This is a genomic window from Streptomyces mabaensis, assembly GCF_053763515.1.
On record NZ_JBSOPZ010000005.1, the window covers coordinates 189207 to 215252 of the forward strand.

General features: G+C 71.0%; 19 protein-coding genes. 4 read left to right on the forward strand and 15 right to left on the reverse strand.

All coding sequences use genetic code 11. The features are described 5' to 3' along the window. Positions 1 to 13: 13 nt before the first annotated feature. The gene (locus ACWV17_RS06595; protein ID WP_455358858.1) at positions 14 to 763 is read right to left on the reverse strand and encodes a DUF2071 domain-containing protein; all 750 of its coding nucleotides are present in this window, start codon (positions 761 to 763) and stop codon (positions 14 to 16) included. Then, the gene (locus tag ACWV17_RS06600; protein ID WP_455358859.1) at positions 760 to 1095 is read right to left on the reverse strand and encodes a metalloregulator ArsR/SmtB family transcription factor; all 336 of its coding nucleotides are present in this window, start codon (positions 1093 to 1095) and stop codon (positions 760 to 762) included. The genes ACWV17_RS06595 and ACWV17_RS06600 overlap by 4 nt, the downstream gene beginning before the upstream one ends. Before the next feature lie 93 nt (positions 1096 to 1188). Here ACWV17_RS06600 and ACWV17_RS06605 point away from each other — a divergent pair, with 93 nt between their 5' ends. Next, complete coding sequence (locus ACWV17_RS06605) at positions 1189 to 1713, forward strand: TerD family protein (RefSeq protein ID WP_455358860.1); 525 nt, start codon at positions 1189 to 1191, stop codon at positions 1711 to 1713. Positions 1714 to 1821: 108 nt separating this feature from the next. On the opposite strand, the gene ACWV17_RS06610 is transcribed toward ACWV17_RS06605, so the two are convergent. Continuing rightward, entirely contained in the window at positions 1822 to 4734 is a 2913-nt protein-coding gene (locus tag ACWV17_RS06610) for a vitamin B12-dependent ribonucleotide reductase (RefSeq protein ID WP_455358861.1), read from the reverse strand. Positions 4735 to 4875: 141 nt separating this feature from the next. After that, a complete protein-coding gene (gene nrdR, locus ACWV17_RS06615; RefSeq protein WP_455358862.1) occupies positions 4876 to 5406 on the reverse strand; it encodes a transcriptional regulator NrdR in 531 nt (176 codons plus the stop codon). A gap of 467 nt (positions 5407 to 5873) precedes the next feature. Between nrdR and lexA the strand changes: the two genes are divergently transcribed. After that, positions 5874 to 6659 carry a transcriptional repressor LexA gene (gene lexA / locus ACWV17_RS06620; protein WP_254371406.1) on the forward strand — a complete coding sequence of 262 codons (786 nt, stop codon included), beginning with the start codon at positions 5874 to 5876 and terminating at the stop codon, positions 6657 to 6659. A gap of 132 nt (positions 6660 to 6791) precedes the next feature. Here the strand turns inward: lexA and ACWV17_RS06625 are convergent, their stop codons facing one another. From ACWV17_RS06625 to ACWV17_RS06645, 5 genes are all read right to left on the reverse strand, one after another. Further along, positions 6792 to 8771, reverse strand: a complete 1980-nt coding sequence (locus ACWV17_RS06625; protein ID WP_455358863.1) for an ATP-dependent DNA helicase — start codon at positions 8769 to 8771, stop codon at positions 6792 to 6794. Positions 8772 to 8811: 40 nt separating this feature from the next. Further along, a complete protein-coding gene (locus ACWV17_RS06630) occupies positions 8812 to 10638 on the reverse strand; it encodes an IucA/IucC family protein (protein ID WP_455358864.1) in 1827 nt (608 codons plus the stop codon). A gap of 77 nt (positions 10639 to 10715) precedes the next feature. After that, positions 10716 to 11552, reverse strand: coding sequence for a GNAT family N-acetyltransferase (locus ACWV17_RS06635; protein WP_455358865.1), 837 nt, complete (start codon positions 11550 to 11552; stop codon positions 10716 to 10718). A 42-nt stretch (positions 11553 to 11594) separates the two neighbouring features. Beyond that, complete coding sequence (locus ACWV17_RS06640; protein WP_455358866.1) at positions 11595 to 13502, reverse strand: IucA/IucC family protein; 1908 nt, start codon at positions 13500 to 13502, stop codon at positions 11595 to 11597. Positions 13503 to 13531: 29 nt separating this feature from the next. Continuing rightward, complete coding sequence (locus tag ACWV17_RS06645; RefSeq protein ID WP_455358867.1) at positions 13532 to 14914, reverse strand: diaminobutyrate--2-oxoglutarate transaminase; 1383 nt, start codon at positions 14912 to 14914, stop codon at positions 13532 to 13534. 257 nt (positions 14915 to 15171) lie between these two features. On the opposite strand from ACWV17_RS06645, the gene ACWV17_RS06650 reads away from it, so the two are divergent. After that, positions 15172 to 16392: a trypsin-like serine peptidase gene (locus tag ACWV17_RS06650; RefSeq protein WP_455358868.1), complete on the forward strand. Its 1221-nt coding sequence runs from the start codon at positions 15172 to 15174 to the stop codon at positions 16390 to 16392. A 75-nt stretch (positions 16393 to 16467) separates the two neighbouring features. Beyond that, positions 16468 to 17643, forward strand: coding sequence for a trypsin-like serine peptidase (locus ACWV17_RS06655; protein ID WP_455358869.1), 1176 nt, complete (start codon positions 16468 to 16470; stop codon positions 17641 to 17643). Positions 17644 to 17753: 110 nt separating this feature from the next. Here ACWV17_RS06655 and hflX read toward each other — a convergent pair whose 3' ends face one another. The 6 genes from hflX to miaA all read right to left on the reverse strand — a co-directional run bounded on the left by hflX (position 17754) and on the right by miaA (position 25862). Further along, positions 17754 to 19253 carry a GTPase HflX gene (gene hflX / locus ACWV17_RS06660; RefSeq protein ID WP_455356606.1) on the reverse strand — a complete coding sequence of 500 codons (1500 nt, stop codon included), beginning with the start codon at positions 19251 to 19253 and terminating at the stop codon, positions 17754 to 17756. A gap of 163 nt (positions 19254 to 19416) precedes the next feature. Then, positions 19417 to 20892 (reverse strand): M1 family metallopeptidase, encoded by a 1476-nt coding sequence (locus tag ACWV17_RS06665; RefSeq protein ID WP_455358870.1) that lies wholly within the window; start codon positions 20890 to 20892, stop codon positions 19417 to 19419. A gap of 66 nt (positions 20893 to 20958) precedes the next feature. Continuing rightward, the gene (locus tag ACWV17_RS06670; protein ID WP_455358871.1) at positions 20959 to 23130 is read right to left on the reverse strand and encodes a RelA/SpoT family protein; all 2172 of its coding nucleotides are present in this window, start codon (positions 23128 to 23130) and stop codon (positions 20959 to 20961) included. A gap of 301 nt (positions 23131 to 23431) precedes the next feature. Further along, positions 23432 to 24307 (reverse strand): diaminopimelate epimerase, encoded by an 876-nt coding sequence (gene dapF, locus ACWV17_RS06675; protein ID WP_455358872.1) that lies wholly within the window; start codon positions 24305 to 24307, stop codon positions 23432 to 23434. Between the two features lie 80 nt (positions 24308 to 24387). Then, positions 24388 to 24816, reverse strand: a complete 429-nt coding sequence (locus ACWV17_RS06680; RefSeq protein WP_455356635.1) for a hypothetical protein — start codon at positions 24814 to 24816, stop codon at positions 24388 to 24390. A 107-nt stretch (positions 24817 to 24923) separates the two neighbouring features. Next, positions 24924 to 25862, reverse strand: a complete 939-nt coding sequence (miaA, locus tag ACWV17_RS06685) for a tRNA (adenosine(37)-N6)-dimethylallyltransferase MiaA (protein WP_455358873.1) — start codon at positions 25860 to 25862, stop codon at positions 24924 to 24926. Positions 25863 to 26046: the final 184 nt, after the last annotated feature.

The following is a 26046-nucleotide window of genomic DNA, read 5'->3' on the forward strand; positions in this document are numbered from 1 at the left end:
GGCATGACGCCGGTCACACTCCGGCGGACTCCACTTCGGTCCCGACGGGCAGCGGCGGCAGTGGATGCCAGCTCACCGGTACGTCGCGCATCAGCAGCGCCGAGTCGGGGTGCGCGCTGCCGGGCGGGAAGCGGTCCGGGTCCTCGAAGAACGACGAGCGCACCGAGCGGAGGTCCGCCGCCTCAACCTGCCAGGCGTCCGTGCGGATCTCCATGCCGTGGAGACGGAGTCCCGCGCGGGTGGGCGAGAACCCCTTCGGCCCGCGCCGGAAGAACTCGGAGGCCTCTTCGAGACTGCAGAACAGCTCGCTGCCGCGCAGCTCGTCCACCACCCGCGCCTCGGCGGCCACCCGCATCGCGCCGTCGCGCGTCTCGTACGCGATCCGGACCTCGTCCGGTGTTTCCCGTACGCCGAACACCGCCGCGCCATGCTCCCCGGGGAACACCCGGCCACCCGCGAGGACGTTGATCCGCGAGCCGCTGTCCCGCCGCGGGATGTAGACGCCGGTTTCCACGCCGTGCGGTCCGTCCCACTCGACGGCGATGCGGTGCGCCGCGTTCTCGCTGCGCAGGCCGGTACCGCCGGGCGCCCAGCGCGGCCGGGTGTCCCCCAGCCGCAGCAGACAGATCCCGGCGACCGCCCAGCCCCGCACCAACTGCGGCCGCAGTGGCCCGGGCAGCAGCGCCGCGGCCATACCCGGCTCGACGCGGTAGTTCACCAGCAGGCGCCTCTCGATGACGCCCGACAGCTTCGGAGCGATCATGCCTTGCCCTCCCCTTCGCTTCCCCTGCGCCGGCTGTGACGGAGAACGATCTGCTCGGGGCAGACCGCGCTCAGGAACCTGCCGACCGACGCGGCGAGCCGTTCCTCGACGAGCGAGTACAGGATCCGGTTGCCGTCGCGGCGTTCTCGTACCAGACCGGCGGCCTTGAGGACCCCCAGATGCCGCGAAACGGACGGCGCGCTGATCGGAAACCGGCCGGCGATGTCTCCGGCGGCCAGCTCTCCGGCGCGCAGGTCTTCCAGGATCTGCCGTCTCGTGGGGTCGGCGAGCGCCCTGAAAACACCGACCTCGTCGTCCCTGTCCTGTGTCATATTCAGTTTTTAGCACAATAGCTAAGTAGCTCACAACCGTGCGGTCGCTCGGGGCTAGCCTGGCCCCAAGACATCGGCCAGGAGGGGAAGTTCGTGAGCAGCGTCAGCAAGGGGATCCGCAAAGTCCAGGTAATGCTCAGGTGGGACCCGAGCCCTGTCGGCGCACCCGCCCATGACCTGGACATCATCGCCGCCACCTACCTCGCGGACGACCCGCGCGGACCGGCGGCCTACCTCGTGCACTTCGACAGCCGGTCGCCGGACGGCACGATCACCCTCGACAGGGACAGCAGGACCGGCCAGGGCTTCGGATACGACGAGGTCATGACCCTGGAGCTCGACCGGCTGTCCTCCGCCTACGCGCGGGTCGTGGTCGGCGTCGCCATCCAGCAGTCCGGCGGGCCGAAGACGTTCGGCGACATAGTGAACACCGGCGTCCGGCTCGTGGAAGGCCATACCGCACTCTTCGAGGACACCTTCGCCGACGTCGAGGCCGCCACGGCCGCGACCGTCGCCGAGTTCACCCGGGACAGCACGGGCAGCTGGGGCGTGGTCGCCGAGGTAAGGGGCTTCGACGGCGACCCGGACACGTTCGCCGCGACGATGGGCGCCAGCTAGGCCCGACGGACCCCGCCCGGAAAAAGCGGCCCGGGAAACGACTGAGGGGCGGTGAGCCGGCCGGCTCACCGCCCCTCAGGGCCTGACGTCAGGAACTACCGCCCCCGGTCAGCTGCAGCCGCTCGTTGAGCCGCAGCCCTCGCAGATGTAGCAGGAGCCCGCGCGCTGCATCTTCGTACCGCAGGAGAAGCACAGCGGCGCGTCGGCGCTGATGCCGAGCTGCATCTCGACCAGCTCCGCCGAGGTGTGCGCCTGCTTCGGGGCCTCGTCGACCACGACGGCCTCGGTCCTCGGCGCGGCGACCGCCTTCAGGGGCTCGGACTGCCGCGGGGCGGACTGGGCCAGACTCTCGACGTCGACCTCGACCTCCTCGTCGGACCGCTCGTACGAACCGGTCTCCAGGTGACGCTGACGCTCCTCGGCCGAGTGGATGCCGAGCGCCGAGCGGGTCTCGAACGGCAGGAAGTCCAGCGCGAGGCGGCGGAAGATGTAGTCGACGATCGACTGCGCCATCCGCACGTCCGGGTCGTCCGTCATACCGGCCGGCTCGAAGCGCATGTTGGTGAACTTCGAGACGTACGTCTCCAGCGGAACGCCGTACTGCAGACCGACCGAGACGGCGATCGAGAAGGCGTCCATCATGCCCGCGAGGGTGGAGCCCTGCTTGGACATCTTCAGGAAGACCTCGCCCAGACCGTCGTCCGGGTAGGAGTTGGCGGTCATGTAGCCCTCGGCGCCGCCCACCGTGAAGGAGGTGGTGATGCCGGGACGGCCCTTCGGGAGGCGCTTGCGCACCGGGCGGTACTCGACGACCTTCTGGACCGCGGCCCGGATCGTCTCCTCGGCCTTCTCGGTGACCTCGGCCTTCTCCTGCTCCTTCTTCTTGGCGGAGAGGGGCTGGCCGACCTTGCAGTTGTCGCGGTAGATGGCGAGCGCCTTGACGCCCATCTTCCACGCCTCGAAGTAGACCTCTTCGACGTCCTCGACGGTGGCGGTCTCCGGGAGGTTGACCGTCTTGGAGAGCGCGCCCGAGATCCACGGCTGGATGGCCGCCATCATGCGGACGTGGCCCATCGCGGAGATGGAGCGCTCACCCATGGCGCAGTCGAAGACCTCGTAGTGCTCGGCCTTCAGGCCGGGCGCGTCGATCACATTGCCGTGATCGGCGATGTGGGCGACGATCGCCTCGATCTGCTCTTCCTGGTAGCCCAGGCGGCGCAGGGCCTGCGGGACGGTGCCGTTGACGATCTGCATCGAGCCGCCGCCGACCAGCTTCTTGAACTTGACCAGGGCGAGGTCGGGCTCGAGGCCGGTGGTGTCGCAGGACATCGCGAGGCCGATGGTGCCGGTGGGCGCGATGACCGAGGCCTGGGCGTTGCGGAAGCCGTTCTTCGCGCCGAGGCGGACGACGTCCTGCCACGCCTCCGTGGCGGCGGCCCAGACGGGGTTGTCCAGGTCGTCCACGTGGACGGCCTTCGCGTTGGCGTCGGCGTGCTGCTTCATGACGCGCTGGTGCGGCTCGGCGTTGCGGGCGTAGCCGTCGTACGGGCCGACGACCGCGGCGAGCTCGGCGGAGCGGCGGTACGAAGTGCCGGTCATCAGCGAGGTGATGGCCCCGGCGAGCGCGCGGCCGCCATCGCTGTCGTACGCGTGGCCGGTCGCCATCAGCAGGGCGCCGAGGTTCGCGTAACCGATGCCCAGCTGACGGAAGGCGCGGGTGTTCTCGCCGATCTTCTGGGTCGGGAAGTCCGCGAAGCAGATGGAGATGTCCATCGCGGTGATGACCAGCTCGACGACCTTGGCGAAGCGCTCGGACTCGAAGGACTGGTTGCCCTTGCCGTCGTCCTTGAGGAACTTCATCAGGTTCAGCGAGGCCAGGTTGCACGAGGTGTTGTCCAGGTGCATGTACTCGCTGCACGGGTTCGACGCGGTGATCCGGCCCGACTCGGGGCAGGTGTGCCAGTTGTTGATCGTGTCGTCGTACTGGATGCCGGGGTCGGCGCAGGCCCACGCGGCCTCGGCCATCTTGCGGAAGAGCGACTTGGCGTCGACCTCCTCGATGACCTCGCCGGTCATGCGGGCGCGCAGCCCGAACTTGCCGCCCTTCTCGACGGCCTTCATGAACTCGTCGTTCACCCGGACGGAGTTGTTGGCGTTCTGGTACTGGACGGACGTGATGTCGTCGCCGCCCAGGTCCATGTCGAAGCCGGCGTCCCGCAGGGCGCGGATCTTCTCCTCTTCCTTCACCTTGGTCTGGATGAAGTCCTCGATGTCGGGGTGGTCGACGTCGAGTACGACCATCTTGGCCGCCCGGCGGGTGGCGCCGCCGGACTTGATCGTTCCTGCGGAGGCGTCGGCACCGCGCATGAAGGAGACCGGGCCGGAGGCGTTTCCGCCCGAGGACAGCAGTTCCTTGGAGGAGCGGATCCGGGAGAGGTTCAGGCCGGCACCGGAGCCGCCCTTGAAGATCATGCCCTCTTCCTTGTACCAGTCGAGGATCGACTCCATGGAGTCGTCGACGGCCAGGATGAAGCAGGCCGACACCTGCTGCGGCTGGGGCGTTCCGACGTTGAACCACACCGGCGAGTTGAAGCTGAAGATCTGGTGCAGCAGGGCGTACGCCAGCTCGTGCTCGAAGATCTCGGCGTCGGCGGGCGAGGCGAAGTACTGGTACTCCTCACCGGCCTTCCGGTACGTCTTCACGATCCGGTCGATCAGCTGCTTCAGGCCGGTCTCGCGCTGCGGGGTGCCGACGGCCCCCCGGAAGTACTTGCTGGTGACGATGTTGACCGCGTTCACCGACCAGAAGTCGGGGAACTCGACGCCACGCTGCTCGAAGTTGACCGAGCCGTCGCGCCAGTTGGTCATGACGACGTCGCGACGCTCCCAGACCACCTCGTCGTACGGATGCACGCCGGGGGTGGTGTGGATGCGCTCGATGCGCAGCCCCTGTCGGGCCGCGGCAGCCTTGGATCCCTTGGCGCGGGATCCTCGTGCCGGACCGCTCGTCGTCTCTGTCATGCCGCCTCCCATATACGGACGAAAACGTCCTGAAGTGCCCACATCTTCCCGTGGCACGGTGTCTGTCTCTGGTGCCCGAGGCGCGCGGAGCGCCGCGGGCAGGTCTGGTGTGCCGCCGCCCGGCCGAGCAGTCTCGGCCGGTCAGTCGGCGGCGGTGGCGGGCACGGGGCCCTCACGGGTCACGCCGTGCTCGCCGGACTCGCCGGGCTCGCAGTCATGGAGCGAGGGCCGCTGCTCCCGCAGCTCCGTGATGGCGGCCTCGAAGTCTTCGAGCGAGTCGAACGCTCGGTACACGGACGCGAAACGCAGGTACGCGACGAGGTCGAGCTCCTGCAACGGGCCGAGTATGGCCAGCCCCACGTCGTGGGTGGTCAGTTCGGCACTCCCGGTGGCGCGCACCGCCTCCTCGACCCGCTGGCCGAGCTGGGCGAGGGCGTCCTCGGTCACCGGCCGTCCCTGGCACGCCTTGCGCACGCCTGAGATGACCTTGGTACGGCTGAAGGGTTCCGTCACGCCGCTGCGCTTGATCACCATGAGTGACGCGGTCTCCACCGTGGTGAACCGGCGGGAGCAGTCGGGGCACTGCCGGCGGCGGCGGATCGACGTGCCGTCGTCGGTGGTGCGGCTGTCGACGACGCGGCTGTCGGGGTGCCTGCAGAAGGGGCAGTGCATGGATCCCAACCCTCCTTCTCGGCACGACTGAACAGCCTCAACAGGCCGGTGAGGGCCCCCCGAAGCAGCCACCAGCATAGGCGATGTCCGGGGCCTCGGCGGCCGCAGAACACAACTTCTGGGCGGCTGAAATCATCCAACCACTACATCTGGTGTCAGACCGAAATTCTGTCCCCGAGCGTGTCGCGCGGATCCGGCCCGGCACGAGGTTACGGGAAGGCGTGCAGTGCCCGGCTCCGGGGTCCCCGGATGCCACACTGGAGAGACCACCCGGCGACACAGCCACCGACAGCGGGCGGTACGGTAACAACCGAATTGATGTTCGGTTCGTCGCTTCGCTATACACCCGGACTTGTGATCACGTCTGGTGATCTGCAATTTTTCACTCGAACGTGTGTTTGGCGCAACCTTTCGAAAGCAACTACCGTTGTCCGACTAGGGAGAACATCTCGAGAGGGGCCTACGACGTGACCACCACCGCAGACAGTGCCACCATCACTGCCCAGGACCGCTCCCAGAGCCGACTCGAGCCGGTGCATGCAATGAATGACGCAGCCATGAACCCGGAGGGGCCCAAGCCCGCGCGCTCGCTGCCAGGGCGGCCCCCAGGGATCCGGGCGGACAGCTCCGGTCTCACAGACCGGCAGCGGCGGGTGATCGAGGTCATCCGGGATTCGGTGCAGCGGCGGGGATACCCGCCGTCGATGCGTGAGATCGGCCAGGCGGTGGGGCTGTCCAGCACGTCGTCCGTCGCCCACCAGCTGATGGCCCTGGAGCGCAAGGGATTCCTGCGCCGTGACCCGCACCGGCCCCGCGCCTACGAGGTGCGCGGCTCCGACCAGGCGAGCCCGCAGCCCACGGACACGGCGGGCAAGCCGGCCGCCTCCTATGTACCGCTGGTCGGCCGGATCGCGGCCGGTGGCCCGATCCTCGCCGAGGAGTCGGTCGAGGACGTCTTCCCGCTCCCGCGCCAGCTGGTCGGGGACGGCGAGCTCTTCGTCCTCAAGGTCGTGGGCGACTCGATGATCGAGGCAGCCATCTGCGACGGGGACTGGGTGACGGTGCGGCGCCAGCCGGTCGCGGAGAACGGCGACATCGTGGCCGCGATGCTGGACGGCGAGGCGACGGTCAAGCGGTTCAAGCGCGAGGACGGCCATGTCTGGCTGCTCCCCCACAACGCCGCCTACCAGCCGATCCCCGGCGACGAGGCGACCATCCTCGGCAAGGTCGTGGCGGTCCTGCGGCGGGTGTGACCACCCCGCCGGCAATGACCGGGCCCCGGGACCCACTGCGCCGGTCCCGGGGCCCTGCTTTTGCGGCGCCGCCGCCGCTTTCGCGGAGGTGGTTGCTCGCCGTGGAGGTTGCTCAATTACTGGTTGCGGTTATTACGCCTCGGTCGCCTTTGCTGACGCGTCGATGGCGGCCAGGGAGCGGCGCGCCTGGTTGCGGTCCGTGGTGTACCAGAAGTCGGGCAGTGAAGCCCGCAGATAGCTGCCGTAGCGTGCCGTGGCCAGTCGCGGATCGAGCACGGCGACCACGCCCCGGTCGCCCGACGCCCGTACGAGCCGGCCCGCGCCCTGCGCCATCAGCAGGGCGGCGTGTGTGGCGGCGACGGCCATGAATCCGTTGCCCCCGCCCTCCTCGACCGCCTTCTGCCGGGCACTCATCAGCGGGTCGTCTGGCCGGGGGAAGGGGATCCGGTCCATGATCACCAGCTGGCAGCTGGTGCCCGGCACGTCCACGCCCTGCCAGAGCGAGAGCGTGCCGAACAGGCACGTCTTCGGATCAGCGGCGAATCTCTTGATCAACTCGCCCAGTGTCTCCTCGCCCTGCAGCAGGATCGGCGCGTCGAGCCGCCCGCGCAGCTCCTCCGCCGCGGCCTGGGCCGCCCGCATCGAGGAGAAGAGGCCGAGGGTGCGGCCACCGGCCGCCTCGACCAGTTCGGTGAGCTCGTCGAGCATGTCACCGCGTGAGCCCTCGCGGCCCGGCGCCGCCAGGTGCCTGGCGACGTACAGGATGCCCTGCTTCGGATAGTCGAAGGGCGACCCGACATCGAGTCCCTTCCAGACCGGGAGGTCTTCTCCCTCCGTGCCCTGCGTGCCCTCCGGCGCGAGCCCGAGCGAGGCGCCGACGCCGTTGAAGTCACCGCCGAGCTTGAGCGTGGCGGAGGTGAGGACGACGGACCGCTCGGCGAAGAGCTTCTCGCGGAGCAGTCCGGACACCGACAGCGGGGCGACGCGCAGGGAGGCGCCGAACCGGTCGTGGCGCTCGTACCAGACGACGTCGTACTCCGATCCGTTGGTGATCCGCTCGGCGACGTCGTGGATGCTCTCGACGGAGGCGAGGGCCTGCTTGCGGACCGCGTCCTCGTCCTGGACCGACTTGTCCCGCGTACTGCCCAGGGCGGAGATGACCGTGCGGGAGGCATCGCGCAGCGACATCAGGGCGTACCCGAGGTCCTCGGGGATCTCTTCGAGGCGGCCGGGAAGCGCGAGTTCCATCAGGCGCTCGAAGGTCTCAGCGGCCGGCTGGAGCGCATCGGCCGCCTTCTCGTTGACGAGCTTGGCAGCGCGGCGCACCGCCCGGTTGACCTGGCCGGGGGTGAGTTCGCCGGTGGCGACCCCGGTGACCCGGGAGACCAGCTCGTGCGCCTCGTCGACGATCAGCACCTCGTGCTGCGGGAGCACCGGGGCGCCCTCGATCGCGTCGATGGCCAGCAGGGCGTGATTGGTGACGACGACGTCGGCGAGCTTGGCACGCTCCCTCGCCGCCTCGGCGAAGCACTCCGCCCCGTACGCGCACTTGGTCGCGCCCAGGCACTCGCGCGAGGAGACCGAGACCTGGGACCAGGCGCGGTCCGAGACGCCGGGCGTCAGGTCGTCGCGGTCGCCCGTTTCGGTCTCGTCCGCCCAGTCGCGCATGCGCAGCAGGTCCTGGCCCAGCCTGCTGGTGGGCGCGGCCGCCTCGAACTGGTCGAACAGCCCGTCCTCTTCCTCCTGTGGCACGCCCTCGTGGAGGCGGTGCAGGCACAGATAGTTGGAACGGCCCTTGAGCATGGCGAACTCGGGGCGGCGGCGCAGCAGCGGATGCAGCGCCTCCACCGTCCGCGGAAGATCACGCTCGACCAGCTGGCGCTGGAGCGCGAGCGTGGCCGTCGCGACGACGACCCGCTCTCCGTGCGCGAGGGCGGGCACGAGATAGCCCAGGGACTTGCCGGTGCCGGTGCCGGCCTGGACCAGCAGATGGGAGTTGTCGTCGATGGCTTCGGCGACGGATTCGGCCATGGAGACCTGGCCGGGGCGCTCCGTACCACCGACGGCGGTGACGGCGGCGTGCAGCAGGTCGGGGAGGGAGGGCTTCGTCATAGCGGGTCCACCCTACGGGGCGGCACTGACAACAGAGCTGTCACGCCTGGTGGAGGGGGTTGGGGACGGTTCCGTGCACGGCGGCGTGCGGCCTGGTCGGGCGGTCACGGTAGCCGTCGAGGTGGAGGCGGTTCCGGTTCAGGCAGAGCCGGTCGATGCGGGGAGTGAGCAGGTCGAAGATCTCGAACCGCTCCTTGAGCTCCGGGAAACGTGCCTGGTAGCGGAGGATCTCCGCCCGGACCAGGGACCAGAAAGCGGATTCCGGGACACCCATCTGTGCCTCGCAGAGGGGCGCCAGGTAGCGGAAGACGCCGACGAAGAGTCCCGAGTGGATGAACTGGGTGAGGAAGGACGGCGGCTCGGTGAGCAGGACCTCCCGCACGTCCTCCGGCATGGAGTCGTGTTCCGGCAGCGGCTCCGCGCTGACGTTCACGTCGTCCACGAAGTCCTTGACGGCCAGGCGTACCGGCACGTCCTGCTCGTCGAAGACGACGATGGCGTTCTCGCCGTGCGGGGAGAAGACCGTGCCGTAGCGGTACAGGAAGTGGAGCAGCGGGGGCAGCAGCGCGCCGAAGAGGTGGCGCAGCCAGACCTCGGGGGCGAGTCCCGAGCGGCCCACGAGCTCGGCGGTGAGAGCCCGGCCCCGGGGATCGCTGTGCAGCAGCGAGGCCAGCGTGCGGGCGCGCTCGCCGGCCGCCAGGCGTGCGGGGAGGGGTTCGCGCCAGATGGCGCCGAGGAGTTCCCTGTACTGGTACGGGACCTCGGGCAGCGCGTCGTAGACGGGGTGGGTGACGGTGACCGAGGCGATCTCGCCGAGCAGGATCACACCGCACCCGTCGCGGAGGTACGGATCGGCGTCGCGCAGCGCGTGCACCCAGGCGGTGACCGCGGGCGCGGCGACGGTGCGCTCGGTGGGCAGCCCACGCCATACGAGGGTGTTCAGTACCGAGAGCGGCAGCTTGACGGTGTGCCGGTCGGGCCGGCTGGTGTTGAGGAAGGTCCGGATCGACTGCTGGGGCAGCCGGAGATCGCCGTCGGCCGGCAGCGGGACGACGGCGTCGGAGGCCAGGGCCTCGGCGAACAGCGGCAGCACGATCTCGTCCCACTGCCAGGGATGCACGGGCAGGTAGAGGTACTCGCGAGGTTCCAGGCCGCGCGCCCGCAGGGTCTGGTCGAAGGCGGCGCGGACAGCAGGGTCGAGCTCCCGGGAGTAGAGCTGTTCCGCTTCGGCGAGGGCTCCGGTGCCACGGTAGGCGGCGATCGAGGTGTGGGCCGCGAGCCAGGGGAGGCGCTGGGGACTGCGGGCCTCGGGCGCCCAGCGGGCCGTGTCGGCGCCGGAGAAGCCGAGGCGGCCCTTGTTGAAGATCAGCCAGGGGTGGCCGGTCTGGTGGCCTTCGAGTTCCGCGTAGTCGAGGTCGGCCAGCCGCTCGGCGGTCAGGGCGGTGTGGTCGAGCCGGGTATCGGCGCTGAGGGTGACGGTCAGTTCGCGGATCAGGTGGCCGAGGGTGGCTCCGTCCAGGCCGAGCAGCCGGCGGGCGAGGACGAGGAACCGGAGCGGGTCGCCGAACTGTTGGACGTCGCTGCCGGAGTCCTGCTGCAGGGTGATGCTCCGCGCGTCGGCGAGCCAGCTGCCGTAGGCACCCCGGCGGGCCTGGAAGCCCAGGGTCCCGCCGTCGTCGAGGGTGAGGTTCCACCGGTCACCTCCGGATGACCGGACCGGCTCGATGATCTCCTCGTACGCGAACTCCCCCAGCATCTTGGCGAGCAGCCGCCGTGACGCCCGGTCCCAGGCGGCCCGGTTGAACTCGGGCGGTGACTGGGGCGCGATGGGGTCTTCGGAGTCGGGGGTGGCAAGTGGATTCGGCACGGGGACTCCTCGGGTGAAACCGATCGGGCGCGAGCGGTGTATCTCAGGCAGCAAGCAGCTGTGCGTACAGCGACAGGTCAGAGCAGATTGCGCAGGGCGCGGTCGCGGACCATGAGTGCGGCCCGCTTGTCGGGAAGGTCCACTTCGGCGGAGAAGCGGAAGCCGGAGCCCAGGAAGGCGGAGATGGAGGGGGTGTTGCGGAGGTCCGGTTCGGCGACGACGCGCGCGCAGCGGGGGCGGTTGGCCAGGACGAGGTCGGCGACGGCGCGCAGCAGGGTCGTCCCGAGACCGCGCCCGCGGTCGGCGACATTGCCGATGAGGAGGTGGAGTCCGGTGTCGTGAGGACGGGCGGGGTAGTGGCGGGCGAGGGGGTCGAGATCCGCTCGGTAGATCTCCCAGTAGCTCATGGGAGTGCCGCCGAGCACGCCGAGGCAGGGAATGCTGCGGCCGTCACCGTCGAGTTGGGCGCGCAGGTGCGCGGCGGTGACGGAGTCCGGGCCCGACAGTTCCCAGAAGGCGGCGACCGCGGGGTCGTTCATCCAGCGGCAGATGATCGGCAGATCGCGGTCGACGCGCACCGGGACGAGCTGGAAGACACCGGCCGGGGTGGCTGTGGGACCCCAGTCGGCCGGCGAGTCGAGCAGGTCGGCCTCGGCGAGGTGGGGCAGGCCGGCCCGGCCGCCGAGGGAGCCGGAGCCGGGGGCGGCGCGCTTCGGCAGGCTGGGCCCGGGCTCGTCGAAAGGGGGCAGGCCGGGCAGGAGGTCATCGGTGAGGACGGTGCCCTCGGGCAGCCGGAAGTCCAGGGTGTCCTCGGCGCCGGAGTCCCTGTCGGGGCCGGTGCCGGTGCCGGTGCCGGTGCCGGTGCCGGTGTCGGGGCCGGTGCCGGCGGCTGTGCTCGCGTCGGAGGGAGGCACGGAGAGGCTCTCCTGTCTGCAGAGGGGACGGGTCGTGCGCCGTCAGACGTGAAGGGGGTTGGTGATGGTGACGTAGACGGACTGGGTGTCGACCGGGCCGACGAGTTCGTCGAGGCCGTGCAGCCGGGTCATCAGGTTGGCCTTGCAGCGCAGGTGTGGACTCTCCAGGAGCTGTGCGGGCAGCGGTGAGCCCAGCGCGGCGGTCTTGCCGAGGAACCGGCGGAAGGCCGCGATCAGGACGCGTTCGTCGGCCAGGCGCTGCGCGCCGAACGCTCCGATCAGGCCGAGGACGTTGTTGATGCCGAGGTAGTAGGCGAAGCGTTCGTCGGTGACGGCGTCGGAGACGAAGGTGTCGCTCGCCGAGCCGATGCCGGGCAGCCGGCGGTCGAGGCCGCTCCGGTGGGACTCGCGGAAGTAGTAGCCCTGGTTGTCCCGGTAGCGGCCGCCGACGGGCCAGCCGTCGGGGTCGAGGAGTACGAGGGTGTTCTGCTGGTGCGCCTCGAGGGCGATGCCCGCGGTGCCGTCCAGCCAGAGCACCGGCCGTACGACGTGGTCGAGGTAGCGCATGAACCACTCGGCGGCCACGGCGGCGGTGGGGCGGCCGGTACGCGCGGCGAGCCGGCCCATGAGGTCGGCGAGCCGTGAGTGCATGCCGGGGCGGCCGGGCCAGGGGCGCGGGGCGCCGAGGCCGGCGACGCAGACCGCGTCGTCCTCCGGACGGAACGGGTTGTGGCGCACCAGGACGTCGAGCCCGGGGATCGGCTCGCCGTCCGGGGTGTCCACGGCGAGCCAGGCGGGATCGCGGACGATGTCGAAGCCGGGGTGCGCCGCCCGCCACTCCTCGGCGAGGCCGCCGCGGAGCAGCCGGTGGACCTCGACACCGCGGTGGAGTTCCTTGCGGAGGTTCTCTCTGCGGGAGTTGGTGATGCGTACGCCGAGGGAGAGCTTGAGCATCGCGGCGGCATCCGGCCGGTGCACGGTGCGTACGGAGGAGGTGGGGTACCAGGGGGCGCCGTGCGGGCCGAGGTCGTGGAGGAGGCCGGCGTCGAACAGCGCGGCGACGGCAGGCCGGTGCTTCAGCTCCCGCGCCTGCCACGGGTGCAGCGGCAGCAGCACGGTGTCCTCGGGGAGCGTGAGGTCCCCGGCCGGCCGGGCGAGGAGCTGCTCCGCGGGGACGGTCCGGCCGCGCTCGGTCCAGGCCGAGTCGGTGGCGAGTACGGAGCGGTCGACGGCCATCCAGTGCAGCGGGAAGGAGCCGTACAACTCGGGGGAGTACAGACGCGTCTCGGCCTCGGACAGGCCTTCGCGGCTCTTGGGGGTCGGATGCAGGGGGTGGCCGAGCAGGAGGGACTGCTCCGCGGTGAGGAAGAGATCCGACGTGCCGGGAGCTTCGGGACGGGCACGCCGGTCGGCGATGAACTCCGCGGTGCGGCGTACCGAGTCGGAGACGCGGCCGACGAGGTCGGCGCCGCCGTGCCCGCCGGCTTCGCGTACGAGCAGCGCGGCGACGGTGACGGCGTCGGCAGCCGGGGCGCCCTGCGGGCCGCCCGCCAGGGTGGGCGGGCCGAACCGGTGCCAGCCGGTGTCCGACCAGTACCGGACGGGCACGAGGAGCGCGGTGCCGCTGGCGTCGAGCGGGATCCGCAGGGTGGGGCCGCTCGGCCGGGGAAGGTCGTTCTCCCGCGTCCAGCAGCGCAGCAGGTTCTCCAGGGCGGCCGCCTCGGCCGCGGACAGCGGTTCGGGGTCGTCGAGGGGGTCCGGGCCGGTGGGCGGGTCCGTCGGGCGGGCCTCGCCCGAGCCGGCTGCGATCGGCTCGCCGTCCCGGCCCGACTTCTGCCGGGGCACCGTCGCCGGACCGGCCGTCTCGGTTCGCGGGCCGCCCGGACCGTGCGGGGAGGCGGTGGGGTGGCCGTCGGCCGGAGTCTGCTCGGGTGCGGGGCTGGAGTTCACGGCGGTCTTCCTTGTGAGGGTGCCCGGGTTCAGTGCGAGAGCCCGGGCTGTTCGAGGCGGTACGGAGTACCTGCGGCGGCGGCGAGAGCGTCGGCGAGCCGGTCGAGGACCGCCGTGGCCTGCTCGTCGGTGAGGGTGAGGGGAGGCAGCAGACGCACCACGCTGGAGTGCCGGCCGCCGAGTTCGACGATGAGCCCGCGCCGCAGGCACTCCTGCTGGACCGCGGCGGCGAGAGCCGGCGAGGCCGGTGCCGAGCCCGTGCCCGTGAGCTCCTGCGCCTCCGGGTCGACGAGTTCCACGCCGATCATGAGGCCGCGGCCGCGGACGTCCCCGATGCACTGGTACTCCGCGGCCAGCCCCTGGAGCCGGCCGAGCATCCGGGCCCCGAGGGTGGCCGCGCGGTCCGCGAGGCGGTTCTCCCGTACGTACCTGAGGGTCGCCGCTCCCGCCGCCATGGCGAGCTGGTTTCCCCGGAAGGTGCCCGCGTGGGCTCCGGGTTCCCAGGCGTCCAGATCGGACCGGTAGACCACGACGGCCAGCGGGAGGCTGCCGCCGATGGCCTTGGACAGGACCATCACATCGGGGACGATCCCGCTGTGCTCGACCGCCCAGAAGGTGCCGGTCCTGCCGACGCCCGTCTGCACCTCGTCGGCGATGAGCGGAATGGAGCGGTCGGCGGTGATCTCGCGCATCCGGCGCAGCCAGCCGTCGGGTGCGGGGATCACGCCGCCCTCGCCCTGGACCGGTTCGAGGATCATGCCGGCCGGGGCGGGGACGCCGCCCTTGGGGTCGTCGAGGAGGTTCTCGGTCCAGCGGGCGGAGAGTTCGGCACCGCGCTCACCGCCCACGCCGAACGGGCAGCGGTAGTCCTGCGGATAGGGCAGGCGGGTGACCCGCACGTCCTGGGCGCCGCCGGAGGCGGCGAGGGCTCCCGCCGTCATGCCGTGGTACGCACCGGTGAAGGCGAGGATCCCCTGGCGCCCGGTGGCGGTGCGGACCAGCTTGAGGGCCGCCTCGACGGCATCGGTGCCGGCCGGTCCGCAAAACTGCACCCGTGCGTGGTCGGCGAGTTGACGGGGGAGGGTGGAGAACAGCTCGGTGGTGAAGTCGTCCTTGACCGGGGTGGCGAGATCCAGGACGTGCAGCGGAGCACCGGAGTCGATGACCTTCCTGATCGCCTCCAGGACCACGGGATGGTTGTGCCCGAGAGCAAGGGTTCCGGCGCCGGAGAGGCAGTCCAGATAGCGGCGCCCGTCCGCCCCTTCGATCGTCAGGCCGCGCGCGCGTACCGGCACGATGGGCAGTGACCGCGCATAGGTCCGGGCTGCCGATTCGCGCAGGGACTGCCGCCGCAGGATGCCCTCGTGCGCGGTGGTCGGCGCCGCCGGAGCGGCAGTCTCGGTCACGGCCACGGCTGTTGGTCCTCCCGCAGTGATGGCTGTTCGAACATGAACGCTGCCCGCGCGTCCCCCGTACGTACCAACGACGCCGACCGCGGCGGATCACGGGTGATCCGGAAGATCCTTGCGGGAGCGGAACCGCGGCCCTGCCCGTCGCCGTCCCCATCGGCACCGGCATAGTGGGGGGTTGCACTCCGGGGCCCACCGCTCGGACGCCGGCGTGAGCAACGAGTTCGCTTCAGCTTTCGAAGTCCCAGGGGGATCACGACATGCGACCCATACGCCCGGCTTTCGCTGCCCTACGCGGAAGGAGCGCGCGTCGCACACGCCCGGTGCAGGCGGCCGTCGGCCTGTGCGCGGTGCTCGCCCTGACCGCCACCGCCTGCGGTCCGAGTGAGGACAACGCCGCCGACCCGCCGGCCGCGTCCGCGGGCCAGTCCGCCGACGGCAAGATCACGATTCCGGACGATCTGAAGGACCGGCTCAAGGAGCGCGGTATCGACCTGGACAAGTGGAAGAACGGCGCCTGGAAGAACTGGGACAGGGACGACTGGCTGCGCGAGGCCGAGGACTACATCAATCCGATCATCGAGGACCTCTGGGACCCGGAGCGGATGCGTGACGCCGAGCAGCCCGACAAGCCGGTCGAGGAGGAGGACCTCTCCGGCGACCAGGGCAAGACCGACCCGACGCCGGCACCGGTGAAGGCCGAGGCCGTCAGTCCGCCGTACCACGGCAGTGTTCCCGAGGCCGGGAAGGTCTTCTTCGACGGTCCCGAGGGGTCCATGGTCTGCTCCGCCACCGTCGTCAAGGACCCGAAGAACCCGGGCAGGTCCAACATGGTGTGGACCGCCGGCCACTGCGTGCACGCCGGCAAGAACGGCGGCTGGTACCGCAACATCGCCTTCGTGCCCTCTTACAACGACGCCGGCAGGTCCGCGGCGGAACTGCAGGGCGCGAAGCCCGAGCAGGTGGCCCCGTACGGCGTGTGGTGGGGCGACTGGGCACAGACCTCGGAGCAGTGGATCTCCCAGGGCGGCCCGACCGGGGGCCAGGGCGCGCCGTACGACTTCGCCGTGATCCACGTCACTCCGGAGAAGGGAAGTGGCGGCAAGTCGCTGGAGGAGACGGTCGGTTCCGCCGTACCGGTGGAGTTCGACGCCCCGGCCGCGCAGCAGGTCAGCACCATCACCGCCACCGGGTACCCGGCCGCGCCGCCCTTCGACGGGCAGCAGCAGTTCCAGTGCGCCGACCGGCCGGGCCGACTGTCGCTGAACACCACGGACCCGACGATGTACCGCATCGGCTGCACCATGACCGGCGGTTCCTCCGGCGGAGGCTGGGTGGCGGCCGGCCGGGACGGCAAGCCGGCCCTGGTGTCCAACACCTCCATCGGCCCGGTGACGGCCGGCTGGCTCGCGGGCCCGCGGCTGGGCCAGGAGGCCAAGGGGATCTACGACGCGGTCAGCGAGAAGTTCGCCGGCCGGTAGCCGCTGACGGCTCGTCAACCTGACGCATACGCAACATAGATGAACAGACAAGAACATATCGGGGGTTTTGGTTTCATGCGATCCATACGTCCGCTGCTGGCCGCCACCGGCCTCGCCGCGGCACTGGCGCTCACTGCGACCGCCTGTGGTCCCACCGAGGACAAGGTGGACAACAAGCCCGGCGACGCCGCTTCGCAGCCGGCCGGCAACCAGGGCGGCGGCGCCGATGTCGCCGACCTCGCCGACCAGCTGAAGCAGCACGGCATCGATCCGGAGAAGTGGAAGAACGGCGCCTGGAAGAACTGGGACAAGGACGACTGGCTGCGTGAGGCCAAGGACTTCGTCAACCCGGTCATCGAGAACCTGTGGAAGCCCGAGCGGATGACGGCGGCCAAGTCGCCGACGAAGACGCTCGCCGCCGGTGACATCCCCGGCGACCAGGGTGTCACCGACCCGGAGCCCGCTCCGGTCCCGGCCAAGGCCGAGGAGAAGCCGTACCACAAGAACGCCGCACCGGTCGGAAAGGTCTTCTTCGACGCCCCCGAGGGCTCGATGGTGTGCTCCGCCACCGTCGTCAAGGACCCGAAGAACCCGGGGAAGTCGAACCTGGTGTGGACCGCCGGCCACTGCGTGCACGCCGGGCAGGCGGGCGGCTGGTACCGCAACATCGCCTTCGTCCCCGCCTACAACGACCTGGGCAAGTCCCCGGCCGAGCTGGAGAACGCCCAGCCGCGGGAAGTGGCGCCGTACGGCGTCTACTGGGCCGACTGGGTCTCGACCTCCGGTGAGTGGATCTCCCAGGGCGGCCCGACCGGCGGCCAGGGCGCACCGTACGACTACGCCGTGATGCACGTGAAGCCCGAGAAGGGCACCAAGTCGCTGGAGGAGACGGTCGGCGTCGCGCTGGACGTCGACTTCGCCGCTCCCGAGGCGCAGGGCATCTCCGCGATGGGTGCCTGGGGCTACCCGGCCGCCCCGCCGTTCGACGGCGCGATCATGCACAAGTGCGTCGACCGTCCGGGCCGGCTCTCCCTCAGCCCGGCCACGCCGACCATGTGGCGCATCGGCTGCACGATGACCGGTGGTTCCTCCGGTGGCGGCTGGTTCGCCGAGCAGCCGAACGGCAAGCTCGCGCTGGTCTCCAACACCTCCATCGGCCCGGTGACGGCCGGCTGGCTCGCGGGCCCGCGGCTGGGTGAGGGCGCCCAGGAGATCTACACCACGATGAGCGACAAGTTCGCCGGCCAGTAAGGATCCGGCCCGCAGCACAGCCCCGCTGTCCGCCGGCAAGGCCGAAGGCCGGTCCTCTCAGGTGAGAGGACCGGCCTTCGGCCTGTGCTGTTCGGTTGTCCCGCGAGCGGTCAGTGCGCCGCCGGCAGGTACGGTGCCAGGTCCGCGGCCAGCTCCTCGTGCACCCGCGCCTTGAGCAGCGTGCCCTCCGGGGTGTGCTCCTCGGAGATCACCTCGCCGTCGGCATGGGCCCGCGCGACGAGTCCGCCCTGCGTGTACGGCACGAGAGCCTCGATCTGGACCTGCGGGCGCGGCAGTTCGGAGTCGATCAGCGCCAGCAGCTCGTCGATGCCCTGACCGGTCCGGGCCGACACGGCGATCGCGTGCCGCTCGATGCGCAGCAGCCGCTGCAGTACGAGCGGATCGGCGGCGTCCGCCTTGTTGATCACCACGATCTCGGGCACATCGGTCGCACCCACGTCGCGGATCACCTCGCGCACGGCGGCCAGCTGCTCCTCCGGAACCGGATGCGAGCCGTCCACCACGTGCAGGATCAGGTCGGACTCGCCGACCTCCTCCATCGTGGAGCGGAACGCCTCGACCAGGTGGTGCGGCAGATGCCGGACGAACCCGACCGTGTCGGCCAGGGTGTAGCCCCGGCCGCTCGGCGTCTCGGCCCGGCGCACGGTCGGGTCGAGGGTCGCGAACAGGACGTTGTCCACCAGCACGCCCGCGCCCGTGAGCCGGTTGAGCAGGGAGGACTTGCCCGCGTTGGTGTACCCGGCGATCGCGACCGAGGGCACCTTGTTGCGCTTGCGCTCCTGCCGCTTGATCTCGCGGCCGGTCTTCATCTCCGCGATCTCCCGGCGCATCTTCGCCATCTTCTCGCGGATCCGGCGCCGGTCCGTCTCGATCTTGGTCTCACCGGGACCACGGGTGGCCATACCGCCGCCCGAGGAACCGGAGCCGCCGCCACCCATCTGACGGGAGAGCGACTGACCCCAGCCCCGGAGCCTCGGCAGCATGTACTGCATCTGCGCGAGGGCGACCTGCGCCTTGCCCTCGCGGGACTTGGCGTGCTGGGCGAAGATGTCGAGGATCAGGGCGGTCCGGTCGACCACCTTGACCTTGACGACGTCTTCGAGATGAATCAGCTGCCCGGGACTCAGCTCACCGTCACACACCACGGTGTCCGCCCCGGATTCGAGGACGATGTCGCGCAGTTCCTGCGCCTTGCCGGATCCGATGTACGTGGCCGGGTCCGGCTTGTCGCGCCGCTGGATGACACCGTCGAGCACCAGCGCGCCCGCCGTCTCGGCCAGCGCCGCCAGCTCCGCCAGAGAGTTCTCCGCGTCCTGCACGGTCCCCGAGGTCCACACACCCACCAGCACGACGCGCTCCAGGCGCAGCTGCCGGTACTCGACTTCGGTGACGTCCTCGAGCTCGGTGGAGAGTCCGGCCACACGGCGCAGCGCGGCCCGCTCCGAGCGGTCGAACTGATCACCGTCCCGGTCTCCGTCGATCTCGCGGCTCCAGGCGACGTCCTCTTCCATCAGGGCATCGGCCCGAAGGCTCTCGGTGAAGCTCTGCGCATCCTGCGCTTCCTGGGAAGGGGAAGAAGAGGAGGTCATTGGTTCCTAACGTCGATTCTGGGTGGGGCATCTCGTTCGACAGTCACAACGCGTGACGGACCCGGAAGATTCCCGCAGGTCCCTGCGGACTCGTTCGCCCTGCGGCCCGGCAGCGTCGCCGACCGTTCGATAGTGACACGCTGCAGCGACGGCCGTCATACGGTTATTCCCGCCCGGCCGCCGGAGTGCTCTTCCAGCCGGGGTGCCCGGGCATGGCCGGCGTCTTCTGCCCGTACAGCCAGCCCCGGAAGAACCTGGTGAGGTCCCGCCCCGCGATCTCCGAGGACAGCCGTACGAAGTCGGCGGTGCCGGCGGTCCCGTACCGGTGCTCGCGCACCCAGCGCCGCTGCAGCTGCTCGAAGGCCGGCTTCCCGATCTCCTGGCGCAGCGCGTAGAGGACCAGCGCGCTGCCGTCGTACACCACCGGCCTGAAGAGGCTGATCTTCTGTCCCGGTGCGGGCGCCTTGGGCGCGGCGGGCGGGCCGCCCGCAGCGCGCCATCCGTCCGAGCTCTCGTAGGCCTTCCGCATGCGCGCCTGCAGCGTCCGCTCCTTCGCGTCCTTCTTGTCCTTTGTGCGCGTGCGCTCCTCCGCGTAGAGGGCCTCGTACCAGGTGGCGTGTCCTTCGCTCAGCCACAGGTCGGACCAGACCCGGGGTGTGACGCTGTTGCCGAACCAGTGGTGGGCCAGCTCGTGGACCATGACCGAGTCGACGTACCACTCCGGGTACTCGGACCGGGTGAACAGCTGCCGTTCGAACAGGGACAGCGTCTGCGTCTCCAGCGCGAAACCGGTGTCCGCCCTGGCGATCAGCAGGCCGTACGTCTCGAAGGGGTAGCGGCCGACTTTCGCCTCCATCCACGCCAGCTGGGCCGGCGTCTTCTTCAGCCAGGGCTCCAGGACGGCCTTGTCCTCGGCCGGCACCACATCGCGGATCGGCAGGCCGTGCGGTCCGGTCCGCCGCACCACGGCCGAGCGGCCGATGGACACCTGCGCCAGCTCGGTCGCCATGGGGAGGGCGGTCCGGTACGTCCAGGTGGTGGCCGCCGCGCCGCGGTGCCGCGCCACGGGCAGACCGTTGGCCACCGCCGTCAGCCCCTCCGGCACGGTGATCCGGAAGGTGAAATAGGCCTTGTCGGAGGGGTGGTCGTTGCCCGGGAAGACCCGGTGCCCGGCGTCGGCCTGGTTCGCCATCACCAGCCCGTCCTCGGTCCGCACCCAGCCACCGTCCTCAGCCTTCGGATCGCTGGTGTGCCGGACCGTGACCGAGAACCGGGCGCGGTCGGCCAGCGCGCGGTCGGGCGTGACGACCACGTCCTCACCCGCTCCGGCGAACTGTGCGGCGCGGCCGTTGACCATGACCTCGCGGACCGTGCCCTGCGCGAAGTCGAGATTGATCCGTTCGAGCCGGTCGGTGGACACCGCGTTGATCTTCGTGACCGAGTCCAGCGGCTTGCTGTTGCTGCCGCGGTAGGTGAAGGCGATGTCGTACGAGACGACGTCGTAGCCGGGGTTGCCCAGGTGCGGGAAGAGGGGGTCGCCGATACCGAGCGGCGCGGGCGGAGGAAGGGCCGCACCGAGGAGGGCGGCCGAGGCGGCCGCCAGCAGGGCGGCGCGTGCACGACGGGAAGTGAGCTGCATGCACCACCGCTACCAGCGCCCGCGCCGTACGCGGCGACGACGCGCGTTCCGCCCACCCGAACGAGGTCAGACGCCCTGCGAGGTGGCCGGATGCTGGGCGCGGGTCACGTCGTACACGCCCGGGACGTCGCGCATCGCGCGCATCAGCGCGGGCAGCCCCGCGGCGTCGGGGAGTTGCAGGGTGTAGGTGTGCCGGACGCGCTGCTCGCTGGGCGGTTCGACGGTCGCGGAGACGATGGCCGCGCCCTCCTTGGCGATGGCCTCGGTCAGGTCGGCGAGCAGGTGGGCGCGGCCGAACGATTCGGCGACCAGGGTCACGCGGCAGTCCGCGGTCGCCCGCCAGCGGACCCCGACCGGCGCCCGCCCGGCCGCTTCCATCCGGGCCACGGCGGCGCATTCGACCCGGTGCACGGTGACCGCTCCGCCGCGTACCGCGAAGCCGGTGACCGGGTCGGGCGGTACCGGCGTACAGCAGCCGGCGAGGCGTACGGCCGCGTCCGGCAGGTCCGCGACGGCGTTCGGCGCGGACCGGCGGACGGCGCTCACCGCTGCGGCGGCCGGGCGGGGCGCGGCGGCCGGCACCTTCACCCCCTCGGGGTGGGTCGCGAGCCAGCCGGTGATGGCGATCCGGGCGGCGGGTGTGCGGGCGTGGTCGAGCCACTCCGGTGAGGGGCCGGAGGCCGCGTCGTGCGTGAGCAGCAGCTGGACGGTGTCGCCGTCGCTCAGACCGGTGCCCAGGGAGGCCAGCCGTCCGTTGACGCGCGCACCGATGCACGCGTGGGCCGCTTCGCCGTGCTGGGCGTATGCCGCGTCCACGCAGCTCGCACCCGCGGGCAGGCCGAGCGTTCCGCCGTCGGCGCGGAAGACGGTGATCTCCCGGTCCTCGGCCAGGTCCTGGCGCAGGGAACTCCAGAACGTGTCGGCGTCGGGAGCGGACTGCTGCCAGGCGAGCAGCCGGGAGAGCCAGCCCGGCCGGGTGGGGTCCGCGCGCTCTCCTTCCACGCGCTCGCCTTCCACGCGCTCGCCCTCGGCACGCTCACCCTCGACCCCCTCCCCCGCGACGCCCGGCTCGCCGCCCGCCTGCCCGTCGGCGCAGCCGTCCGCGGCCGCGTACGGATTGCCGAGCGCGATCACACCGGCCTCGGCGACCTTGTGCATCTGATGGGTACGGATGAGGACTTCGGCCACCGCGCCGTCCGGCCCGGCGACCGCCGTGTGCAGCGACTGGTACAGGTTGAACTTGGGGACGGCGATGAAGTCCTTGAACTCCGAGATCACCGGGGTGAAGCAGGTGTGCAGTTCACCGAGGACCCCGTAACAGTCGGCGTCCTCCCCGACCAGGACGAGCAGCCGCCCGAAGTCGGAACCGCGCAGCTCGCCGCGCCGCAGCCGCACCCGGTGCAGCGAGACGAAGTGCCGGGCGCGGATGTGCACTTCGGCCGGAATGCCGGCTTCCTTGAGCACCGCCCTCAGCTCCTCCGCGATGGCGGGGAGCGGGTCCTCGTCTCCGGCGTGGGTGGCGATGAGGGCGCGGGTGTGCTCGTACTCCTCGGGATGCAGGATCGCGAAGACGAGATCCTCCAGCTCGGTCTTCAGGGCCTGTACACCGAGCCGTTCGGCCAGCGGGATCAGCACGTCCCGGGTGACCCTGGCGATCCTCGCCTGTTTCTCGGGGCGCATCACCCCGAGCGTGCGCATGTTGTGCAGCCGGTCCGCGAGCTTGATCGACATGACCCGGACGTCGTTGCCGGTGGCGACGAGCATCTTGCGGAAGGTCTCCGGCTCGGCGGCCGCTCCGTAGTCGACCTTCTCCAGCTTCGTCACGCCGTCGACCAGGTAGCAGACCTCTGCACCGAACTCGGCGCGCACCTGGTCGAGCGTCACCTCGGTGTCCTCGACCGTGTCGTGCAGCAAGGACGCGGTCAAGGTCGTGGTCTCCGCGCCGAGTTCGGCGAGGATCAGCGTCACGGCGAGCGGATGGGTGATGTACGGCTCGCCGCTCTTGCGCATCTGCCCGCGGTGCGAGGACTCGGCCAGTACGTACGCCCGGTGCAGTACGGCGAGATCCGCGTCGGGATGGTGGGCGCGGTGGGCGTCCGCGACATGGCCGATCGCGTCCGGGAGCCGGTCCCGCCCGGCGGTCCCCAGGAGCGCGGCGCGGCCCAGCCTGCGGAGGTCGATCCGGGGACGGGCGCGTCTGCGACTGTGCGCGTCGGGGTTCGTGGCCTCTGCACTCATGGCACCTCCGGCAGCATCGACCGGCGGTGGGCGGGCGGTGATGTGCCCTCCGGACCGGTGCTTGATGCTACCGACCCCACCACGTGGCGCAGTCCGGCTCTCGCTCAGCGTGAACCGGATCACCCATTCGAGCGAAGGCCTAGGCCCTCTCTTTCGGATCTTGCCGGGCTCGCGTGCTCTGGCACCGCGCCTCGCTGCGTTGTCGTCAGTCGTCGACGCTCCGCGTGGACTCCTTCCTCCGCCTTGCGATGCACGGCACCAGACCCCGCTCCCTGGTCCGGCCTGATCCAAAAGAGAGGGCCTAGGCGGTGTCGGTCGCTGCGCACCAGGCCGCATCGATCGTGCCCTCGGCGACGATCACGGCGGGGCCAGTCATCTCGACCGTGCCGTCCGGCAGCTCGGTGATGACCAGGGTGCCGCCGGGCACGTCCACGGTGTACGTGACGGGGGCACCGGTCTGCGCGGGGTCGGCGCCGTCCCGGCGGGCCGCGGCGACGGCGACGGCGCAGGCGCCAGTACCGCAGGAGCGGGTCTCGCCCGATCCGCGTTCGTGCACCCGCATGGCGACGTGGCGGGGGCCGCGGTCCACGACGAACTCGATGTTCACACCGTCCGGGTAGACGGCGGCGGGGCTGAAGGGCGGTACGGAGAGCAGGTCGCCGGCGTGCTCCAGGTCCTCGACGAAGGCGACGGCGTGCGGGTTGCCCATGTTGACGTTGAGGGCGGGCCAGCTGCGGCCGCCGACGGTCACGGTGACGCCGGCGCCGGGGAGCGATGCCCGGCCCATCGCGACGGTGACATCGCCCTCCTTGGCGATGTGCACCTGCTTGACGCCGGACCGGGTGGCGATGGCGACGTCTCCCGCGCCGGCCAGGCCCGCGTACTGGAGGTAGCGCGCGAACACCCGGACGCCGTTGCCGCACATCTCGGCGATGGAGCCGTCGCCGTTGCGGTAGTCCATGAACCACTCGGCCTCGTCGGCCATCGCCTTCGCCTCGGGGTGGGCGGCGGATCGCACGACGTGCAGCAGCCCGTCGCCGCCGATGCCGGCCCGGCGGTCACAGACCCGGGCGACCAGCGCGGCGGGCAGGTCGACGGTGTTGTCCGGGTCGGGGACGATCACGAAGTCGTTCTCGGTGCCGTGGCCCTTGAGGAAGGCGATCTGCGAGGTGGTCACGCGCCCATCGTACAAAGCGTCGGCAGAGGCCAGCGGCTGCGGGCGGCCAGGTGCAGCGGTTCAGCAGTGGTCAGCAGCGCTCAGCGCAGCCGGGCCACGCGCCAGACGGAGAGCACGGCCACGGCGAGGACCACCGCGGCGTACAGCGCGATCACCCGCCAGTCGCGGCGCTCGCCGGAGCCCCGGGCGGGCAGTCCGGGCCAGGTGTGGCCGACCTTTCGGGCGGCCATCATGCCCCAGCCGGCCGCGCAGCAGCTGATCAGCAGCCCCAGCATGGCCACCACGGCTCCGCCGTCGCCGAACTCGAAGGCGAGGGGGAAGGCGAACATCAGCGACCCCACCGCGGCCAGCATCACGATCGGCGCGAGCTGCCAGATCCGCAGGCGCCGCTGGGGGCGCAGCTCGACCTCGAACTCGGGCGCCGGCTCGTCGTGCTCCGGTCCGTCCGGGCTCAGTCGAGCCGCCTCTTCAGGGGTTCCCTGATCTGTGTCGCGAGGGCCGGCCTCCATCGCCACGCGCCCTCCCAACTCGGACTTCACTGGTCGATCGAAGCTCGATGATGGCACGCTCGCGGGCGCCTGATTGACGACCGGAGCGTCCCGATGCCATCACGTGATCAGGCTGTGACCGCTCGTTCGACCAACGTCTGCGCGAGCTCCGGGAGTTCCCCCCGGTCTGCGGCCGCTCCGCTGAGCCAGTGCACCCGTGGGTCGCGCCGGAACCACGAGTCCTGGCGGCGCGCGAAGCGTTTGGTGGCGCGTACGGTCTCGGCGCGCGCCTCTTCTTCCGTGCACTCCCCCGCGAGCGCCGCCAGTACCTGCTGGTAACCGAGGGCGCGCGAGGCCGTGCGCCCCTCGCGCAGTCCGCGCGCCTCCAGGGCGCGCACCTCGTCCACGAGCCCCGCCTCCCACATGCGGTCGACCCGGAGGGCGATCCGTTCATCGAGTTCGGGGCGGCTGACGTCGACGCCGATCTGGACGGTGTCGTACACGGCGTCGTGGCCCGGCAGGTTGGCGGTGAAGGGGCGGCCGGTGATCTCGATCACCTCCAGCGCGCGGACGATACGGCGGCCGTTGCTCGGCAGGATGGCCTGCCCTGCCGCCGGGTCGGCGGCGGCCAGCCGGGCGTGCAGCGCGCCGGGGCCGCGCAGCGTCAGCTCCTCCTCCAGACGCGCGCGTACGGCCGGGTCGGTGCCGGGGAATTCGAGGGCGTCGATGGCCCCGCGGACGTACAGTCCGGAGCCGCCGACCAGGACGGGCGTACGGCCGGCGGCAAGCAGCCGGTCGATCTCGGCCCTGGCGAGCCGCTGGTACTCGGCGACGCTCGCCGCCTCGGTGACGTCCCAGATGTCGAGGAGGTGGTGCGGGATGCCGCCGCGCTCCTCGGGTGTCAGCTTGGCGGTGCCGATGTCCATCCCCCGGTAGAGCTGCATGGAGTCGGCGTTGACGACCTCGCCGCCGAGGTGCTGGGCCAGGGCGACACCGAGGTCCGACTTTCCGGCCGCGGTCGGACCGACGACGGCGATGACCCGCGGTGCGGGAGCTGCGCTTTTCACCGCCCCAGTCTCGCAAACCCGCCCGACGTCCCCGAACGAGTGAGGTGACGGCACGTGGCCGGGGTCGTTGCCTGTTGCGAGGTTCCGGCCGCCGGTTTACGGACCGGCTGCCTCCGGGCGACGCAATGAGGCGCTCCGGGCGGCGCGGGATTTCGCTCACACGAGTAAGGTATGGAGAAGATAT

Coding starts and splice junctions, on each gene's coding strand:
- ACWV17_RS06595 (WP_455358858.1), bottom strand. CDS start 763: ATGATCGCTCCGAAGCTGTCGGGCGTCATCGAGAGGCGCCTGCTGGTG.
- ACWV17_RS06600 (WP_455358859.1), bottom strand. CDS start 1,095: ATGACACAGGACAGGGACGACGAGGTCGGTGTTTTCAGGGCGCTCGCC.
- ACWV17_RS06610 (WP_455358861.1), bottom strand. CDS start 4,734: ATGACAGAGACGACGAGCGGTCCGGCACGAGGATCCCGCGCCAAGGGA.
- nrdR (WP_455358862.1), bottom strand. CDS start 5,406: ATGCACTGCCCCTTCTGCAGGCACCCCGACAGCCGCGTCGTCGACAGC.
- ACWV17_RS06625 (WP_455358863.1), bottom strand. CDS start 8,771: ATGACGAAGCCCTCCCTCCCCGACCTGCTGCACGCCGCCGTCACCGCC.
- ACWV17_RS06650 (WP_455358868.1), top strand. CDS start 15,172: ATGCGACCCATACGCCCGGCTTTCGCTGCCCTACGCGGAAGGAGCGCG.
- ACWV17_RS06655 (WP_455358869.1), top strand. CDS start 16,468: ATGCGATCCATACGTCCGCTGCTGGCCGCCACCGGCCTCGCCGCGGCA.
- hflX (WP_455356606.1), bottom strand. CDS start 19,253: ATGACCTCCTCTTCTTCCCCTTCCCAGGAAGCGCAGGATGCGCAGAGC.
- ACWV17_RS06665 (WP_455358870.1), bottom strand. CDS start 20,892: ATGCAGCTCACTTCCCGTCGTGCACGCGCCGCCCTGCTGGCGGCCGCC.
- ACWV17_RS06670 (WP_455358871.1), bottom strand. CDS start 23,130: ATGAGTGCAGAGGCCACGAACCCCGACGCGCACAGTCGCAGACGCGCC.
- ACWV17_RS06680 (WP_455356635.1), bottom strand. CDS start 24,816: ATGGAGGCCGGCCCTCGCGACACAGATCAGGGAACCCCTGAAGAGGCG.